This is a genomic window from Plantactinospora sp. B5E13 (genome assembly GCF_039871775.1).
Lineage (GTDB): Bacteria > Actinomycetota > Actinomycetes > Mycobacteriales > Micromonosporaceae > Plantactinospora.
In genome coordinates, this window is record NZ_JBDPLT010000031.1 from 21,712 (window position 1) to 39,268 (window position 17,557).

Sequence of the window (17,557 nt, forward strand, 5' to 3'; positions counted from 1 at the left end):
CTGAGCGCTCGGGAATCCAAGCGCGACGTCCGATGAGGATCTCGTGATTGGTCGTGGCGACCGACCACGAGGACGGGGGTCACACGTCGCGGAGTTGAAGTGAGAGCAGGCCGGCGAGGAGGGCGCCGGCTGCCCACAGGGCGAGGACGCCCAGGCCCTGCCACGGTCCGATCACCAGCGTGTCCAGTGCCGTCGTCGCCTGGATTTTGAGGCCGGCCAACATCGGCGAGAACTGTTCGATCCGCTTCAGCCACGCAGGGTCGGTGATGATCGAGGTCAGGATCGGTGCGACGTACAGCAGGAGGAGCATCGTGGCGATCGACCCGGCCGTGTCGCGTAGTATCGCGGCGACGCCATAGCTCAACAGCGCCACCAGGGCGAGGTAGAGCACGGTGCCATACCCGGCGCGCAGTGTCGGCCCGTCGGCGAGCGACAGGCTCTGGTCGCTGTTGGCGGCGCTGAGCGCGGTGCCGGGCAGGAGACGCCGGACGGCGAGCAACGCGCCGAGGACGCCGAGTGAACCGACGACGACCACCACGCCGGTGAGGATGGCCGCCTTGCTCAGGTACAGCCGCCATCGACGTGGTACCGCGGCCAGGGACATGGTGATTGAACGCGTGGTGTACTCCTCACTCATCACCAGGACGGCGAGCACGACGACGAAGATCTGCCCGTACTGGGCGCCGGTGAGGCCGAGCCTCGGCAGGTCGTCCAGGCATATCGACGGGGTCGGGCAGGTTCGGCTGCTGGCACCGGCCGTGACCATCGCGCTGATGCCGACGGTGACGGCGACGGCGGCGAAGAGGAGCCAGGGCGTACTGGCGACGGTCCGTAGTTTTGTCCACTCCGCATGGATGGCGTGCACGGCGCTCACGCGTCCCTGCGCTGCACTGCCCACAGCGCGACGGCCATCGTGACCAGTGCGTAGGCGCAGATGACCGCGAACCCGGCCCACGGCTGGTCGTAGACGCAGCCGTTTTCGGGCACGCAGATCCGGGGCACATGGTCGTACCGCGGGATTGTCTGCTGGATCGTGAACCCGGCGGCGGGGGTGAGCCGCATCAGCCACTGCCCGGCCACTGGTGGCAGGCCGCTGGCGAGGAGCTGCGGCAGGACGATGAGTACGATGACGGCGGCGACCGTGCCGGCGGCGCGTCGCAGTACCGTGCCGAGGGCCAGGCTGAACACCGCGATCGCGGCCAGCACGGCGGCGGTGCCGACAATGGCGCGCGACACCGTGGGGTCGGTCAGTGACCAGTCCGGGTAGACGGGGGGCAGGAAGCCGTTGTCGCGCATGATCGGCTGAGTGATGAGCAGCACGGCGACGCTGGCCGTGAACCCGATGACGAACGCGACCGCGCCGACGACCAGTGCCTTGGCCGCCAGTACCCGCCGCCGTCCGGGGCTTGCCGCGAACGTGGTGCGGAGCATGCCTCGCCGGTACTCGGCGGTGACGAACAGGACCGCCACCGCGACGATCGCCATCAGCCCGGCGTACCCGCCGGTCAGGTTCTGCTTGATCACGTCCTCGCCGGGCGTTCGTGGCGCGATGTCGCCGACGCCGACCAGCGTGAGGCGGTCGCCCGCCCAGACGGCTGGGGGCGGTGCGGCCTGTGGCCCCTTGCCGCCCGCCCGGTCAGGTGCCGGTGGCGTGCCGGCCTGAACCGCTGAGTCGTCGACCTCGTCGTCCTGCCAGCCGTCCGACGGCTCACCGGACCCGGTGCCCGGGGCCCCGGCCGGCTCCAGCGTCGGCCGTTCGAACACCGCCCGGGTCGTGGTCGGGTACTGGCCGAGGCGGATGCTGCCGAACTGTCGCTGCGCCAGCAGGGTCGCGGTTGGTGAGGCGACGAAGGGCCCGACCTCGACGGTCTGCGGCAGGCCCGGGACGGTGACGGTGCCGACCGGATCCCAGGAGAGTCCGTCCGCCGACTGGAAGGCGCTGATCGTCGAACCGGCGCGGGTGAGCCTGAGCCAGGTCGGCGCGCCGGCAGCCGGGCCGGCGATGTCGGTCGTGAAGTTCGACTGCAGCCGGACGCCGCGGCCGGGGGTTACCATCACCGCGGCGTAGCGCGCGCCCGGCCGCAGTCCATCCTTGATCATCAGCCCGGCTTTGGACCACACGGTCCGCTCCACGTCCCTGGCCCGTGCGTCGCCGCCATCCTCCGGCGGCACGCTGAACTCCAGCGTCGTCGAGGCGATCCGGGTCGTCACCGTGCCGTCGCCGGTGAGGGGACGGTGGACGAAATGGAACCGGTCCTGCACCCAGGTGCCGTCCGGGCCGACGAGGGGCGAGTCGAGGGCTCCGGGTTGGCTGCTCGACGCGGTCAGGACGCCGACGAGGATGATTAACACGGGTGCCGCCAGCAGGGCGACGGTCCAGCGGCGGACCGTACGCAGCTTCGTCCACTCCGACAGCATGAGCCGGGCGAAGCTGGGGCGGTCGACGTCCGGCAGTGTGTCGGCGGCGCGGTGTGCGGTGGCGGTCATCGGGCGGCCCGCCCCCCGCGCCCGGCGGTGCCGAACTCGACCGCGTCGCGGGTCAGTTCCATGTACGCCTCTTCGAGGGAGGCCCGGTGCGCGGACACCCCGGTGAACGTCACGCCGCGCCGGGTGAGCAACTCGACGACGCGCTCGATGGACAGGCCGGCCACGGTCACCGTCTCCCCGTCGGTGATGGTGGCCAGCGCGCCCGTGTCGGCGAGGGCCGTCATCGCCTCCGTACGCATGCCTGTACGGACAGCCACCCGGTCCCCGGATGCGGTCGTGACCAGTTCCCGGACAGTCGTATCGGCCAGGAGCCGGCCGCGGCCGATGACGAGCAGGTGGTCGGCGCTGTCCTCCAGTTCACTCATCAGGTGACTGGAGATCAGGACCGCCCGACCGTCGTCGGCCAGGGATCGCAGCAAGCCGCGGATCCACTGGATGCCCTCGATGTCCAGGCCGTTGAGCGGCTCGTCGAATATGATCACCGCCGGGTCCCCGAGCAGTGCGGCGGCGATGCCGAGCCGCTGCCGCATACCGAGTGAGAATCCGCCGACCGTCCGCTTCGCGACCGTGGTGAGGCCGGCGAGGTCGAGGACCTCGTCGACGCGGCGGCGTGGGATCGCGTTGGACTGGGCGAGCCAGAGCAGATGGTTGCGGGCGCTGCGACCCGGGTGAACCGCAGAGGCGTCGAGGAGCGCGCCAACCGTGCGCAGCGGCCGGGCGAGGGTCCGGTACGGCCGGCCGCCGACCAGTGCGGTGCCGGCATCGGCAGCGTCGAGCCCGAGAACGATTCGCATCGTGGTGGACTTGCCGGCGCCGTTCGGCCCGACGAATCCGGTCACCATGCCGGGCTCGACAGTGAACGACAGGTCGTCGACGGCCACCTTTGAGCCGTACCGTTTGCGCAGCCCGCGCACCTCGATCGTCACGCGAGCGCCGCGTGCGGGAGATTCAGTCATGGTAGCGACGCTAGGCGGCCGGTGACGGCCGGTCGTCCCGCTGCGGAACCGACTTTGCCGCAGGGCTCCGGGGGACGTCGCGGCGACGGAGTCCCCCGCACGGGGGACGGGCGTCGGGGGACGCGCCGGACCGGCGATGCCGGGACAATGGCCGGATGGAGGGGCGTGCTCACCGCTGGCCGGCCGCAGTCGGACGGATCGTCGGACGCGTCACCGGCCTGCCCGAGCTGCCAGCGGTCGCCGCGGCGGTGCTCGGGTTCACCGCGATGGCAGAGACCGTGCTGCCCGGCGTGGTCTCCGATGCCCTGCTGCCGGCGGCGTTGCTCCTCGCCCTCTGCGCCACCGCGCCGGTGGCGCTGCTGCCGACCCAGCCGGTATGGGCCGTCACCGCGACGACAGCAGCAGCGTCGCTCATGCTCGCGTTGTACCCCCGGCCGCCGATCGCGGCGCTCGTCGCCGAGATCGCCGCGCTCTACGTGCTGGGGCGAAGCCGCCGGGTGACCGTGGCAGGCTGGTTCGTCTTGCCGTTCGTGGTCTACGCGATCCTGGGCCCGCCCGGTGGTGGCCGGGACGGGCGGATCTCTGCGCTCGTCATCGCGGCGGTCGCCGTCGGGACGGCCGGCGCTGGTGCCGCGGTACGCACCCGTGCAGTGGTGACGGCCCGCGACGAGTCCCGCGAGGCGATGGCCAAGACCCTGCTCGCGTACGCGGCGCGGGGCGAACGCGCCCGGATCGCCCGCGAGTTGCACGACGTCGTGGCCCACCACATCTCGAAGATCGCGGTGCAGGCGGAGGCAGCCCGACTGGCCACGCCGGGCCTGCCGCCGGAGGGGGCGAAGCGCCTCCTCGCGATCGGCGACACGGCGCGGGCCGCGCTCACCGAGATGCGTCGACTCCTCGGGGTCCTGCGCGACGACGAGGAGGCCGGCGTGATCGAGCCGTACCGCACGCCGCAGCCCGGCCTACGGCAGCTCACCGAGTTGCTCGACGAGGCACGCGAATCGACCGGGGCGGGCGTACGGCTGCTCGTCTCCGGCCACATCGTCCCGCTCGATCCCGGCGTGCAGCTCACCACGTACCGGATCGTGCAGGAGGCGTTGACCAACGCCCGCCGGCATGCTCCCGGCGCCGCGGTCGACGTCGAGCTGGCATACACGAGCGACGTCCTGCGCGTACGGGTCCGCGACAACGGCCCAGGGCCGGTCCCCGGGCGGCGCTCGGGTACCGGACACGGGCTGCTCGGCATGCGCGAGCGGGTCGCCACCCTGCGTGGCGAGCTGTGGACCGGCGCCGCACCGGGTGGCGGCTTCCTGGTCAACGCGGTACTGCCCCTCCCCGAGGAGGCGGCGCCCGTCCCGGCCGAGCCCGACCACCACCGGCGCGCCCGAACCCTCGTCGGAACCAGCGAATCCGTGACGGACCGATGAGCCGCGCCGTGCGAGTCGTCGTCGCCGACGACGACGAGGTCGTCCGGGCCGGCTTCGTCATGCTCCTCGACACGCAGCCGGACCTCACCGTCGTCGGCAGCGCCGCCGACGGCGCCGAGACGGTACGGGTCTGCCGGGAACAGCGACCCGACGTAGTGCTCATGGACATCCGCATGCCGGTGATGGACGGCATCGCGGCCACCCGGCACATCGCCGCCGCCGACGGCCCCCGGATCCTCATCCTCACCACGTTCGACCTCGACGAACACGTCTACGACGCACTCGGCGCCGGAGCGAGTGGCTTCCTTCTCAAGGACGTCACCGCCGAACGGCTCTTCGACGCCATCCGGGTCGTCGCGGCCGGTGAAGCACTCCTCGCGCCGAAGGTGACCCGACGACTCATCGGCGAGTTCGCGCGTCTGCGCCCGCGACCGCCCCAACACCCCGCCCCGCTCGACACGCTCACCCCGCGGGAGACCGACGTGCTGCGGCTCATGGCCGAAGGCCTGTCCAACCCGGAGATCGCCGAGCGACTCGTGGTCAGCGACGAGACCATAAAAACCCATGTCAGTCGCCTGTTGGGCAAACTCGGTCTGCGGGACAGGACACAGGCGGTCGTCGTCGCCTACGAGACCGGACTGGTCGTCCCGCGCGGCAACCGGCCCGGACGGTGAACAACGACCCCTGACCGCGGTGCGACGCCGAGGCGTTCGTGGCGTGCCGACGGGCGGCGATAGCCGCAGAGGCTCGCACGTCGCCCGCTGGCGGTGTCAGCCCTGCTCGGTGGTGGGCCGGAGCAGACGGCCGAGGTGGTTGAGCGGCAGGTGTACGGGCGATCTCGCCGGTCCGCCGAATCGGCACCAGGTAACCCAGGGTCAGTTCGCGTACGGCCTGGAAGCTGTCCTCGCTCTGGGCGGCGCCCATCACGTACCCCGTGCCGGGACCAGTAGCCGCCCAGCGCCCGGGCGGCCGGGTTCTCCGGAACGGCCGGGCCGACGACGGCGGCGATCAGGCGTCGAGGGTGTGGTCGACGTCGACCACGATCTTGCCGGTCGCGGCGCCCTGCTCCACCACCGCGTGCGCGTCCGCGACGGTGTCCAGGGTGAACCGTCGGGAGTCGAGTACCGGACGCAGCTGGCCGTTGTCGGCGAGGTCGCCCACCTCGCGCAGGATCTCGCCGTGGTGCTCCCGGCCGACCCCGGTCAGCATCGGCATCAGGGTGAAGACTCCGGAGTAGGTGGCACCCCGGAACGACAGCGGGGCGAGGCTGTGTGTGCCCCAGCCGAGCGCGCTGACCACGTGCCCGGTGTAGGTCCGGACCGCGACGAAGGACTGGTCGAGGGTGGCGCCGCCGACGGTGTCGAAGACGACGTCGAAGCCCTCGCCGTCGGTGTGCTCGTCGACGTACCGCTCGACCGGGGTGCTGGTGTAGTCGATCGGGGTCGCCCCGAGTCGCCGGATCGTCTCCAGGCTCCGGGCCGACCCGGTGGCGAAGACCTCGGCGCCCCGGGCGCGGGCGAGCTGGACGCCGGCCTGTCCGACACCGCCGGCGCCGCCGTGGACCAGCACCCGCTGGCCGGCGCCGACCCGGGCCCGGTCCACCAGCGCCTCCCAGCTGGTGATCGCGGCCAGCGGCAGCGCCGCCGCCTCCCGCAGGCTCAGTGCTCCGGGTACGTGGGCGAGCAGTCGGGCGTCCACGGCCGCGTACTCGGCGAGCGAGCCCTGCAGGTCGCCGACGCCACCGGTGAGGCCGTACACCCGGTCGCCGGGGCCGAAGGCGGTGACCTCCGGGCCGACCTCCACCACGACGCCGGCCAGGTCCATGCCGAGTACGGCCGGCGGCCGACTCCGGGCGTGGGCGGCCCTCCCCGCCCGGATCTTGGTGTCCAGCGGGTTGACCCCGCTCGCCGCCACCCGCACCAGCACCTCACCCGGGCCGGGTACGGGCGTCGGGATCTCGGCCACGGTCAGCGGGCCGTCGAACTCGTTGAGCAGTACGGCGCGCATGGCGCCACCTCGTCTTTCGGTCGTGAACGGGAAACTGTCAGGCCAGGTGCCGGTCGAGTAGTGACCGGGCGGCGGCCTTGGCCTCGTCGACCACGCTGCGGTCCTGCAGCAGCCGGCCGGAGGTGAGCGCGCCGTCGATCAGGAGACCGATCCGGCGGGCGAGCGCGGCCGGTTCGGTGGCGCCGGCCCCGGTGGCCAGCTCGGTCAGCCACTCCTGTCGGCGTTCGGTGTGCCGGACCGTGATCGCCCGGGCCTGGGAGTCGAGCGGTGCCTCGACCGCCGCGCTGACGAAGGGACACCCGAAGAACCCGTGCCGGTCGAAGGCGTCCAGCAGGGCGTCGAAGAGGCCGACCAGCTGGTCCGCCGGCCGGGCACCGGCGCGTTCCGCCGCCGCCCGCAACTGGGCCCGCCAGGATTCGTCGGTGCGCCGCAGGTACGCGGCCACCAGCTCCTCCCTGGTTCGGAAGTGCACGTAGAGGGTCGACTTCGCCACCCCGGACTCGGCGATCACCTGGTCGATACCGACGCCGCGCAGCCCGTGGGCGTAGAACAGCCGGGCGGCCGTACCGAGGATCCGTTCCTCGGTGTTGGTCTTCCTGATCTTCGTCGCCATCGTCGCCTCCCGATCGCCGCCCTTAATCGAACAGACTAGTTCGTTTGATTAAGGGCGGTGGCGTGTTTCCGCTCACGACGCGGGCATCGCCTCCGCGATGATCAATATCGCCGACCCGGATCGACGCTTGACCCGGACCCCGGGGTACGGGTTTACCGTCGGAACATGCGAGCGGGAGAGGTGGCAGAGCAGGCCGGGGTCACGATCCGGGCGCTGCGGTACTACGAGCGGGTCGGCCTGGTCGTGCCGACCCGCTCGCCGAACGGCTACCGGGACTACGACCCGGCGGCGGTCCGGCAGGTGCGGGAGATCCGGGAACTGACCGCGCTCGGGCTCTCGGTCGAGGAGACCCGACCGTTCGTCGAGTGTCTGGCCAGCGGGCACGGGTCGGCCGACGAGTGTCCGGCGTCGCTGGCCGCGTACCGGCACGCGATCGACCAGCTCGCCGAGCGGATCAGCCAGCTGACCCGGCGGCGCGACGCGCTCGCCGCCCACCTGGCCCGGGCCGCCGGCCGGCTGATCCCGGACAGCGCCCCGTTCGCGGTCACCGAGCGGGGTTCCGCCGGCCCCACGGTCCGGTGTGACCCGCCGACCCGGGGCGACGGTGGCCCGGAGATCAGCCGGCTGGTCGGGGTACGACTACCGGCCGTCACCCTGCCCGCCACCGACGGCAGCACCGTCGACCTGGCCACGTTCGGTCCCGGCCGCACCGTCCTGTACGTCTACCCGCTCACCGGCCGGCCCGGCGTCGACCTGCCGGAGGGCTACGACACCATCCCCGGGGCCCGCGGCTGCACCGCCGAGGCGTGCGGGTTCCGCGACCACCACGACGAACTGCGCGCCGCCGGCGCCGCCCGGGTCTACGGACTCTCCTCCCAACCCCGGCACTACCAGTCCGAACTCGTCTCGCGGCTGCGCCTGCCGTTCACGATGCTGGCCGATCCCGAGTTCGCGGTCCGCGACGCACTGCGGCTGCCGACCTTCGAGGTCGGCGGACTCACCCTGTACGGGCGGGCGACCCTGATCGTCGCCGACGGTCGGGTCGAGCACGTCTTCTCTCCGGTGCCCGCCCCCGACCGGCACGCCGTCGAGGTCCTCGACTGGCTGCGGACCCATCCGGCCCGGGCAGCTCGGCGCTGACCTCCGCCGCTGCCCCGGGCGGGTCAGCGGCGCTGGTCGCCGCTATCGGCCTGAGCGGATCGGCGCTGGTTGCTGCCGCCGGCCCGGGCGGCCACCGTGGCGGCGGTGCGCCGGTGCTCGGCGGCCTCCTCGGGCCGGCCCAGCGCGGCCGCCGACCCGGCCAGATAACCGGCCACCGGTCCGAAGCTGAACACCCCACTGCCCGCCCCGGCCAGCTCGTCGACAGCCGGCAGCAGTTCAGTGTGCACCCGTCGCAGCACGACGTGGTCGTCGAGGGTCAGCGCCGTCCGGAGGGCGAGCACGAGCCGCGCCTCCCGGAGCAGGTCGTGTGGCGATTCCGGCAGCGACCGCAGCGCGTCGGCCGCCTCGGTACGTCGACCGGCGGCGAGCAGCAGCAGCGGTCGTACCCACGGCTCCTCCGGACCCCAGTCCGCGTCCTCCGGCAGCGTCGGCGGCCGGTCCTGCGGCAGGTCGTGCCCTGACAGCCGGAGGGAGAGCAGCGCCAGCGGCAGCAGGCCCCGGGACATGCCCGGCATCCCGCTCGTCGCCTGGGCGGCGGCCACCGCCCGGTAGGTCGCCTCCGCCTCGCCGACCCGGCCGGCGACGGCCAACCGAAGGCCCCCGTACCAGCGGGTCAGGACGCCGACCAGCGGCAGGTCGTAGCGGGCGGCGAGCCGGTCGGCGGCGGCCGCGTGTGCGTCGGCCGGACCGAAGTCGGCGAGTGCGGCGTACGCCTGCACGCCGACGAGGTGACCGAGGACCTCGAAGGTGACCAGCCCGTGCCGGGCGGCGACCTCGACCAGTTCGGCGCCGATCGCGGCCCGGTCGGCGGCGAGGCCGGTCCGCGCGAAACTGTGCATGAACCGGGCGTTGAGCGCGAAGGCCAGCAGCTCCGGGTCGCCGGCCCGCCGGGCGGACTCCTCTGCCTGGTACGCCGCCCGGCGTCCCCGGTCGCCGGTCGTGCCCCGCAGTTCCAGCGCCAGGGTGCTCAGCAGCCGGCTGCGTTGCGCCACGTACCCGTCCGGAAGCGTGCCCAGCGCCCGTTCGGCGAGCCGGACGATCCGCGCCGAGAGCCGCTCGTCGTCGTTGCGGGTCCAGCTCGCCGGCACCTCGAACGCGGCGAGCACCTCCGCGGTGAGCGCGGCGTCGTCGAGCCGTTCGGCGAGGGCGATCGCCTCGGCCCGGTGCCGGCGGGCCTCGGTGAGCCGACCGGTGACCGCGAGGGTACGGCCGAGCCCCATCGTCGCGGCCAGCCGGCCCGGTGCGGCACCCTGCCCGGACCGGTCGTACGCGGCGACCGCGTCCCGCCACAGCCGGGCCGCCTCGTGCGGCCGGGTACGGCGTTCGGCCCGCGCGGCGGCGGCCCCGGCGTGGTACGCGGCCCGAACCGCCGCGGCCCGGCCCGTCGCCCGGCCGTAGTGGTGCGCCAGGGCGGCCACGTCGTCCGGACGCAACTGTTCGAGGGTTTCGGCGACGACGGTGTGCCAGCGGGCCCGACGCGGCGTGGACAGGTCGGCGTAGAGCGTGTCCCGGACCAGGACGTGGCTGAACCGCAGCCGGCCGTCGGCCTCCTCCCCGGTGAGGAAACCGGCCCGTACCGCCTCGTCCAGGGCGTCCAGCAGCAGTGCCTCGGTCAGTTCCTCCGCCCCGGCTCCGGCGGCGAGTGCGGCCAGCAGTTCCGGGTCGACGTCCCGGCCGAGTACCGCCGCCCACCGCAGCACCGTCCGGGCCGGCTCGGACAGTCGGCCCAACCGGTGCCGGATGACGTCGCGTACCCCTGCCGGCACCGTCTCCAGGGCCGCCGCGCCCTCGGCAGCGAGCAGCCGGGCCAGTTCGCGGACGAAGAACGGGTTTCCGCCGCTGCGCCACTGGACGAGCCGTACGGTGGCCGGATCGAGGCCCCGACCGATGACGGCGCCGGCGAGTGCGCCGGTGGCCGGCTCGGCCAGTCCGCCCAGATAGATCCGGAGCGGCTCGGTACGCGCCAACCGGGCCAGTGCCACGGTCAGCTCCGGCGTGATCTCGGTGGCCCGGTACGTCCCGACCAGCAGTACCGGCCCGGTGACCGGTTCCGGTTCGGCGAGCAGCGCGGTCAGCAGGTCCAGGGTGTCCGGGTCGGCCCGGTGCAGGTCGTCGACGACCAGTAGCGCCGGTTGGTGTCCGGCCACCGTCGACAGTCGGCCCACCACCGCCCGGCGCAGCCGGAACCGGGCAACGGCCGGATCGGCGACGAGCCCGGGATCCGGGCCCGGCTGCCGCTCCGGTTCCGCCGCTGGCTGCCGCTCCGGTTCCGGGCCCGGCCCGGTCGGGTGGACGGCCGGTGCGGTCGGTGCCCCGGGCGGGAGTGCGTCGGTGATCTGCCGCCACGGCCAGCCGGGCGGGGCCCCGTCGTACTCCGGAATCCGGCCCCAGGCGGTTGCCCAGCCGTCGGTGGCCAGCGTCGCGGTCAACGCCTCGGCGAGCGCGGTCTTGCCGGCGCCCGCGTCCCCGGAGATCAGCACGAGCGCCGGCTCGCGCCGCCGGACGACCTCGTCGGCGGCCTCCACCAGCCGGGTCAGTTCCGCCTCCCGGCCGACAAACATCCGTCGCCTCCGCCGCTGCCGGCGCAGCCGCCGCCGCAGCCGCCGCCGGAGCCGCCGCCGCTGCCGCCGCCGCAGCCGCCGCCGGAGCCGCCGCCGCTGCCGGCGCAGCCGCCGCCAGAGCCGGTGCCGCCGGGGCTGTGCCGAACTCGGGGGACAGGTGCGGGGCCTGGGCGAGAAGGTCGGCCTCCAGCTGCCGGAGCCGGGGTGACGGGTCCACGCCGAGTTCGGCCACCAGGATCTCCCGGGCCCGGCGGAGCGCGGCGAGCGCCTCACCCTGCCGGCCCGACCAGTAGAGCGCGGTGGCCAGCAGGTGCCAGGCGTCCTCCCGCAGCGGGCGGCTCTCCAGGTGGGCCCGCAGGTCGGGGGTGGCCTCGGCGGCCCGGCCCAGCGCCAGCAGGGCCTCGGCCCGTCGCTCCACCGCCAGCAGTCGCAGCTCGTCCAGCCGGTTGACCTCCCCGACCGCCCAGCCCTGCTCGGCGTACCCGGCGTAGGCGGGCCCCTGCCAGAGGGCGAGCGCCCCGGTCAGCCGCTCCAGCGCCGGTTCCGCCCGACCCTCGGCGAGCAGCCGGCCGGCTCCGGCCACCGCCGCCTCGAAGCGCCAGGCGTCCACCGCGTCCGGTTCCGGCCGTACCGCGTACCCCGGTGCGGCGGTGACCAGCAGCCGGGCCGGCTGCCGGGGCGGCCGGTCCGGTTCCAGGGCCCGGCGCAGGTCGGCGACGAAGGTACGGATCGCCGCCACCGCGCCGTCCGGCGGCTCCGCCCACAGGTCGGCGACCAGCCGGTCCACCGGTACGACCCGACCCCGGGCGATCAACAGCCGGGCCAGGACCGCGCGGTGCCGGGGACCGCCGAGCGGGACGGGACCGGAGTCGGTGGCGGCCGACACGGGTCCGAGTACGGCGAAGGTGACCCTCGGTGCCGTTTCCCGCCCCTGCATGCCACCCACGGTAGTCGGCGCCCCGTCGGCCGGGTTCGGCCGTCACCCGTCGTTCCCGTCCGGATCCGCCGACCCGGTCGGCTGCACTCATCCGGTGCTCATCCACCGCTCACCGGTGCGGGAGAGGCTCGGTGACGTCCGACCGGTCCGGGCCACCTGCCCGCGAACCGGTCAATCCGCCCGACAGGAAGGCCCGTCCGTGGAACCCAGGATCAACGGATTCGAGTACCGGCACGTCACCGTCGCCGATCGCGTACGGCTGAACGTCGCCGTCGGTGGCGCCGGCAGCCCGATCGTGCTGCTGCACGGTTTCCCCCAGACCCACCTCATGTGGCGGCACGTCGCCGCCGACCTCGCCGCCGACCACACGGTGATCGTGCCCGACCTGCGCGGCTACGGCGCCAGTGACAAGCCCGCCGACCCGGACGGGACCGCGTACGCCAAGCGGACCATGGCCGCCGACGTCGTGGCGCTGGCGGCGGCGCTCGGCCACGAACGGTTCGCCCTGGCCGGGCACGACCGGGGTGCCCTGGTCGCGATCCGGGCCGGTCTCGACCACCCGGCCGCGATCACCCACCTGGCCAGCCTCGACGTGCTGCCGACCCTCGACATGTGGGACGTGTTGCACGGCACCACCGCGGCCGTCGGCTTCCACCTCTACCTGATGGCCCAGCCGCCCGGCCTGCCGGAGCAGTTGATCAGTGCCAGCGCGGACGCCTTCTTCGGCCACTTCCTCGACGTCTGGACCCGGAACCCGGAGGCGATCCCCGCCGACGTCAGGGCCGCGTACCTGCGGGCGTCCCGGGCGGCGGTGCCGTCGATCGTCGCCGACTACCGGGCCTCGGCCGGCATCGACGTGACCCACGACGAGGCCGACCGGGCGGCCGGGAACCGGCTGGCCATGCCGGTGACCGTGCTGCAGCAGGACTGGGGCGCCGCGCTCGGCTACGACGCGGTCGGACTGTGGCGGGCGTGGGCGGCGGACCTCGAACACCGGACCGTTTCCTGCGGCCACTTCATGGCCGAGGAGGCGCCCGCCGAGGTGGTCGCGGAACTGCGCGCCCTGCTGGCCCGCTGACCGGGCGGCCCGGGGGTTACCGGGCAGCGGCGGTCGTGGTCCGGAACCGGCGCTGGTAGACCGACGGCGGGACGCCGTACGACGCGGTGAAGATCCGTCGTAGCGTCTCGTCGCTGCCGAAACCGCTGTGCCGGGCCACTTCGGTCACCGTGCCGCCCCGCTCCAGCAGCGCCCGGGCCGCCTCCACCCGGGCCAGCTCCAGGTAGCGCGCCGGGGTGAACCCGAACTCCTGCTGGAACAGTCGGCGCAGGTGACGTGGGGTCACCGTCGCGTCGCGCGCCATCTCCTCGATTGGGTACGCCCGGGCCGGGTCGGCGGTGATCCGGTCGACGACCCGGCGCAGCCGCTGGTCACGGCTCGGTGGCAGATCCTGCCGTACGGAGAACTGGGACTGTCCGCCCGGCCGTTGCATGAAGACCATGAGTTCCCGGGCCACCTCCCGGGCCAGGTCGGGACCGTGGTCCTCCTCGACCAGGGCGAGCGCGAGGTCGATGCCGGCGGTGACCCCGGCACTGGTGGCGAACCGTCCGCTGCGGACGTGGATCTCGTCCGGCCGTACCTCGATCTCGGGAAACTCCGCCCGCAGCCGGTCCGCGTGCCGCCAGTGGGTGGTCGCCGGATGGCCGGCGAGCCAGCCGGTCCGGGCCAGCACGAAGGCGCCGGTGCAGACCGCCGCGAGCCGGGTCGCCGGCCCGGCCGCCGCGCCCAGCCGGGCCCGTACGTCGTCGGCTCGGGGTCGCGACCCGTCCCAGCGGGCGGGCGGCACCCTCCGGCCGGTCCCGGTCCGGGTCCGGCCGGGAGCTTCTGCCCGCACCACCCGGACCGGACCCTGAACCTTCCTCGACAGGTCCGGGCCCGTCGCGGTGCTCCGCTCCGCTTATCACCGTGACGGGAAGCATCCGTGACCCGAACCGGGCGGATGGATGGGATCATCCGCCCGGTCCACGGCCCGCTCCGGTACGGATGCGCGGGCCTGCCTTGCCCCGGGCCAGCATGGCCGCCCGGGAGTCGACGAATCGTTGACCCGCGACGCATGGTCATGACGATCCGTGCACCGCCGTGTCCGCCGACCCTCCGGCGCGCTCCGCCCCGGCAGCGGCCTCCGTCGACATGGTCCGCCGGTAGTCGCTCGGCGAGTGGCCGTACCGGGCGGTGAAGAGTCGGCTGAAGTGGGCGTAACTGGTGAAGCCGTACCGTCGGGCGATGACGTGCGCCGGTCGGGACCGCTGTGCGGGGTCGGCGAGCGCATCCCGGCAGTCCTCCAGCCGACGCTGCCGGATCCAGCCGGCGACGGTCAGTCCCTGCTGGTGAAAGAGTTTGTGCAACTGACGCAGGGAGATGTGGTGGGCGGCGGCGAACATGGCCGGCGAGAGTCCCGGATCGCCGAGCCGCCGTTCGACGAACTCGTGGATCCGGACCTGCAGGACCTCGTGACGTGTCTCCGACGGTACGGCGGTGCCGGTGTCGAGGTGGTGGGCGAATAGGGCGGTGAGCAGGTCCAGGGTCACCGTGCGGAGCCGGGCGGCGTCCGCCGGGCGGTACCGCTCCGCGTGTGCGACGAGCCCGGCCAGGTAACCGCCGGTGAGGGCGCCGATGCCCTCCCGCCCGGGCAGTGGGGTTCCGGCCAGCCGACCGATCTCGTGGGTACGCAGCGGCAGCAGCGTCCGGGGTAGCTGTACCAGTAGTTGGGTGGCAGGCCCGTCGGGTGCCCCCGCCGTCCAGCCGTGGACCGGCTGGGACGTGTCGTAGAGCAGAATCGCCCCCGGTTCCGCCACCTGCTCGGTCCGGTCGACCGTCATGCCGAGCCGCCCGGACAGGGCGAGTCCCAGCACGAGGTGCTCGGGATCGGCCTGCCGGATCATCCTCCGGCTGCGGAAGTAGCGGAGGGCGGAGTAGGTAAACCTCGACACGGTGACGCCGCCGAGCTGGACCGAACGGGCCGAGACCTGGAAGTCGGCCTCGTGTTCGCAGGTGACGACCGACTTCATCATCGATTTGACGGCCAGTTCCTGCCACCAGGCGAACCGGTCGGCCGCGGGCAGGTCGGCGCTCCGTACGTCCTCGTAGGTCATCCCGGGTCCTCGCCTCCGTGGCCGCTGGCGATCGGCGTCGACCCCGGACGACCGGGGCTGTGGCCATCTCCGCACTTCGGCTGGAGCAACCTCGGCCGTTCGGTCTGCGGGACCGACCTGATGTGGGACGTGCAACGAGCGGACCCGTCCGCCGGTGACGGTCACCGGCGGACGGGTCCGAGCGTCTGACGTCAACGGCCGCCGTACCGCGGGTCGTGCGGGGGCGGTGGATGGCCAGGGTGGGTCGGTGGTGGATAGCCGGGCTGGGTCGGTGGTGGATAGCCGGGCTGGGAGGGCGGTGGACGCTGGGGGTCGACCAACCGTCCGAGCGCCTCCTGGGAGGCGCGGGCCCAACCGGGAAGATTGTTCTCCGGCTCGGTCGAGAGATTCACCTCCCGGCCGGGTGGCGGGGTGAGCGACCTCGGGTCGCCGTAGTGGATGATCTCCTCCCGGACCCGGAAGACCAGGTGGTCGGCGGCGGCCGCAGTGTCGGCACTGCCCCGGTATTCGGGAAGCTTCCAGCTGCGGGCCACCACCGGCCACGGGCGGCTGCCGCTGCGCCGGGCCAGGTGGGCGAACGGGGTAACCAGCAGCATCACCACCGAGTCGACCAGAAAGACCAGCAGGAACGGCAGGGCCAGCAGCACCGCCAGCGTCCGGACGAGGGCGGTGATCGGATCCCCGAACCCGGGTCGGGCGAAGCTCTCCAGCCGGATCAGTTGGTCCAGTCCGTGTGGGCGCCATGCCACTCGACGCCGGAACACCTTCCACTCGCGGCCGTCCGGTCCGATGACCTTCATGTGCCGACCTCCCTCACGCCGACCGGAAGACTTCGAAGTCGTCCTGGATGAAATCGACAAGCTGCCGTCCGATGGCGACGACCTGTTCGACGCCCTCCTTGAACATCAGCGTCTGCTCGATGACCACGTCGGCCAGGTCTGTGATCAGACCGTACAGTTCCTTGACCAGGTCGTAGAGTTCAAGCAGGTATTCCCGAAACGATGAGACGGTACGCAGTGCCTGCAACGCCCGCTTGATCCGCAGGCAGTAGAAGTTGACCACGGCCAGCAGTGCGGTGAGCGCGTACTCGTACATCTGCGCCAGCAGTTGGAAGTTCTGCTCCGAGGCGTTCGCCATCCGGGCCGCCGCGTCCAGGGCCGGCACCCACCGCTTGCGAATGTGGTAGTCAAAAGCCGCGGCGGCCCCGCCCGGACCGCTGTCCCAGTGACCCGACAGCACGTTCATGCCGTCGGCGAGGTCCTGGCTGACCTCCTTGAAGCCGCCCTCCAGTTCGCCGTAGGCGTCGGCGATCGACCGGATGGTGCCCCAGTCGCCGATCAGGAAGGGTGTCACCTTTGCCAGCAGGTCGTACCCGGTGAACCGTTCGACCAGGCCACTGACTCCGTAGAGCAGTTCGTCGATGGAGTGGCGGACATCCTCCGTCTCGTTGCGCTGGCGCGGCACGGCGAGGTTGACGCTCGCCCCTGCGGAGAAACCGGCTCCAACAGTCCGCACATCCTGCTCGCGGTATGCGCCCGCCTGCTGACCGGCCCGACCGCTGACCCAGATCCGCTCCGCCGAGGCGGCGTCGGAACGGTCGTAGCTGCCGGCGGCGAACCTCAGGTCGACGGCGGTCCGCAGGAGCTCGCGTCGGGCTCCCTCGAAGATGCCGGCGTACGACCACGCCTGGATTCCCACCGCGTTGCGGGTGCCCAGGAGCAGACCGTTCAGCCCGTCGGTACGGGTGCAGTGTTCGGCGCAGTAGCGTTCCATCGTGGCGAGGGCGCCGCCATGGTTGCCTTCGATCTGCGCCGCGTAGCCGCGCAGGTAGCTGGTCTCGACGAGGACGGTCATCGCTGACCGTCCCGTCGGGTCGGGTCGGGCGCGGCACGGGCGACAGCCTCGTCGATCGGAAGGCCCTCGGCGGCCAGTGCGAACACCTCGCGTACCTGTCGCAGCCGTGGCTCCATCCACAGGTGCACGGCGCGGGCGTCGTCGTCTTCGGTTTCTCCGGTGAGGACAACCGACCAGTCCAGTTCGCCGCGGTCGATCTTTTCCTGCACCCGTCGGTAGGCCGGCGGTGCGTCCTCGGGTATCTCGTCGCGGTCCGGAACCGTTCTTGCCGCTTCCCTTCCCTCGATTTCCTCGATCTTGGAATGCATTCTCGCCCGCCATCTCGCGAGCGCGTCCTGGGCCTCGGTGAATCGGGCCCGTTGGCGTCGTTCCCACTCTTCTAGATCATTTTCCACCCCGTGCAT

Annotated in this window: 15 protein-coding genes and 1 pseudogene; 4 read left to right on the top strand and 12 right to left on the bottom strand. The window is 72.9% G+C overall.

Going from position 1 to position 17,557, the window contains the following annotated elements; all coding sequences use genetic code 11:
* Positions 1-79: 79 nt before the first annotated feature.
* The 3 genes from ABGB05_RS24400 to ABGB05_RS24410 are packed head-to-tail and all read right to left on the bottom strand — an operon-like array spanning position 80 to position 3,443.
* A complete protein-coding gene (locus ABGB05_RS24400) occupies positions 80-874 on the bottom strand; it encodes an ABC transporter permease (protein ID WP_347655816.1) in 795 nt (264 codons plus the stop codon).
* Positions 871-2,487: a hypothetical protein gene (locus ABGB05_RS24405; RefSeq protein ID WP_347655817.1), complete on the bottom strand. Its 1,617-nt coding sequence runs from the start codon at positions 2,485-2,487 to the stop codon at positions 871-873. The genes ABGB05_RS24400 and ABGB05_RS24405 overlap by 4 nt, the downstream gene beginning before the upstream one ends.
* On the bottom strand, positions 2,484-3,443 hold the full coding sequence (locus ABGB05_RS24410; protein ID WP_347655818.1) for an ATP-binding cassette domain-containing protein: 960 nt from the start codon (positions 3,441-3,443) through the stop codon (positions 2,484-2,486). Before ABGB05_RS24410 ends, ABGB05_RS24405 begins: the two co-directional genes overlap by 4 nt.
* A 155-nt stretch (positions 3,444-3,598) precedes the next feature.
* On the opposite strand from ABGB05_RS24410, the gene ABGB05_RS24415 reads away from it, so the two are divergent.
* Positions 3,599-4,870: a sensor histidine kinase gene (locus tag ABGB05_RS24415; protein WP_347655819.1), complete on the top strand. Its 1,272-nt coding sequence runs from the start codon at positions 3,599-3,601 to the stop codon at positions 4,868-4,870.
* Positions 4,867-5,544 (top strand): response regulator transcription factor, encoded by a 678-nt coding sequence (locus ABGB05_RS24420; RefSeq protein ID WP_347655821.1) that lies wholly within the window; start codon positions 4,867-4,869, stop codon positions 5,542-5,544. Before ABGB05_RS24415 ends, ABGB05_RS24420 begins: the two co-directional genes overlap by 4 nt.
* A gap of 334 nt (positions 5,545-5,878) precedes the next feature.
* On the opposite strand, the gene ABGB05_RS24425 is transcribed toward ABGB05_RS24420, so the two are convergent.
* Positions 5,879-6,877 (bottom strand): zinc-dependent alcohol dehydrogenase family protein, encoded by a 999-nt coding sequence (locus tag ABGB05_RS24425; RefSeq protein ID WP_347655822.1) that lies wholly within the window; start codon positions 6,875-6,877, stop codon positions 5,879-5,881.
* Positions 6,878-6,914: 37 nt separating this feature from the next.
* Positions 6,915-7,490, bottom strand: a complete 576-nt coding sequence (locus tag ABGB05_RS24430) for a TetR/AcrR family transcriptional regulator (protein ID WP_347655823.1) — start codon at positions 7,488-7,490, stop codon at positions 6,915-6,917.
* A 165-nt stretch (positions 7,491-7,655) separates the two neighbouring features.
* Here ABGB05_RS24430 and ABGB05_RS24435 point away from each other — a divergent pair, with 165 nt between their 5' ends.
* Positions 7,656-8,630 carry a MerR family transcriptional regulator gene (locus tag ABGB05_RS24435; RefSeq protein WP_347655825.1) on the top strand — a complete coding sequence of 325 codons (975 nt, stop codon included), beginning with the start codon at positions 7,656-7,658 and terminating at the stop codon, positions 8,628-8,630.
* Positions 8,631-8,653: 23 nt separating this feature from the next.
* On the opposite strand, the gene ABGB05_RS24440 is transcribed toward ABGB05_RS24435, so the two are convergent.
* Both ABGB05_RS24440 and ABGB05_RS24445 read right to left on the bottom strand, forming a co-directional pair.
* Positions 8,654-11,212: an AAA family ATPase gene (locus ABGB05_RS24440; protein WP_347655826.1), complete on the bottom strand. Its 2,559-nt coding sequence runs from the start codon at positions 11,210-11,212 to the stop codon at positions 8,654-8,656.
* 232 nt (positions 11,213-11,444) lie between these two features.
* A pseudogene (locus ABGB05_RS24445) lies at positions 11,445-12,149 on the bottom strand (BTAD domain-containing putative transcriptional regulator); the annotation flags it as partial.
* 199 nt (positions 12,150-12,348) lie between these two features.
* Between ABGB05_RS24445 and ABGB05_RS24450 the strand changes: the two are divergent.
* Positions 12,349-13,227 carry an alpha/beta hydrolase gene (locus ABGB05_RS24450; protein ID WP_347655828.1) on the top strand — a complete coding sequence of 293 codons (879 nt, stop codon included), beginning with the start codon at positions 12,349-12,351 and terminating at the stop codon, positions 13,225-13,227.
* A gap of 16 nt (positions 13,228-13,243) precedes the next feature.
* Here ABGB05_RS24450 and ABGB05_RS24455 read toward each other — a convergent pair whose 3' ends face one another.
* The 5 genes from ABGB05_RS24455 to ABGB05_RS24475 form a co-directional block, all read right to left on the bottom strand.
* Positions 13,244-14,041: a helix-turn-helix domain-containing protein gene (locus ABGB05_RS24455; protein ID WP_347655830.1), complete on the bottom strand. Its 798-nt coding sequence runs from the start codon at positions 14,039-14,041 to the stop codon at positions 13,244-13,246.
* Between the two features lie 223 nt (positions 14,042-14,264).
* On the bottom strand, positions 14,265-15,299 hold the full coding sequence (locus ABGB05_RS24460; protein ID WP_347655831.1) for a helix-turn-helix domain-containing protein: 1,035 nt from the start codon (positions 15,297-15,299) through the stop codon (positions 14,265-14,267).
* Positions 15,300-15,490: 191 nt separating this feature from the next.
* A complete protein-coding gene (locus tag ABGB05_RS24465) occupies positions 15,491-16,099 on the bottom strand; it encodes a hypothetical protein (protein ID WP_347655833.1) in 609 nt (202 codons plus the stop codon).
* Between the two features lie 13 nt (positions 16,100-16,112).
* Entirely contained in the window at positions 16,113-17,153 is a 1,041-nt protein-coding gene (locus ABGB05_RS24470) for a hypothetical protein (protein WP_347655834.1), read from the bottom strand.
* Positions 17,150-17,557, bottom strand: a complete 408-nt coding sequence (locus ABGB05_RS24475; protein ID WP_347655835.1) for a hypothetical protein — start codon at positions 17,555-17,557, stop codon at positions 17,150-17,152. Before ABGB05_RS24475 ends, ABGB05_RS24470 begins: the two co-directional genes overlap by 4 nt.